The sequence below is a fragment of the Cupriavidus sp. SIMBA_020 genome (genome assembly GCF_046535395.1).
Lineage (GTDB): Bacteria > Pseudomonadota > Gammaproteobacteria > Burkholderiales > Burkholderiaceae > Cupriavidus > Cupriavidus campinensis.
This window is the reverse complement of sequence record NZ_JAWRWU010000133.1, coordinates 1-377: the sequence shown is the minus strand read 5'-3', so window position 1 is coordinate 377 and position 377 is coordinate 1. Positions and strand designations below refer to the sequence as shown.

Annotated in this window: 1 protein-coding gene; it reads right to left on the bottom strand. The window is 68.2% G+C overall.

The window, feature by feature from the left end; all coding sequences use genetic code 11:
• Nucleotides 1-349 (bottom strand): hypothetical protein (locus tag SB751_RS28500; protein ID WP_410748854.1); only part of this gene is annotated, 349 nt, incomplete at its 3' end.
• Nucleotides 350-377: the final 28 nt, after the last annotated feature.

The window sequence follows — 377 nt, the reverse complement described above, 5'->3', positions numbered from 1 at the left end:
GGCGCATGCCGGGGTCCTGCATCATCATGGCGTAGTGCGCCTGCAGGTCGGCATCGCTGCCCAGCACCATTTCGTGGCGGATCTTGCCCGAGTTGCGCACATTGAAGCGTACGGTCTCGCCCGCCTTCACCTGCACCTGGGCAGGCGTGAAGCGCATGGCGTCGGTCATGTCGATGTCGATGGTGCGGGTGACGCGGGCGGCGTCGCCGGGCACGCCGATGGGCGCGGATGCCATCGGCATGGCGTGGCCGGCGTGTTCGCCATGGGCGCCGGCCGCGAAGGCGGTGCCGGTGCCCAGCAGGGCGGCCAGGACGGTGATCTGGGTGATGCGGAGCAAAGTGCCGTTCATGCTGTTCCCTTGATGGGGGTTGACCATG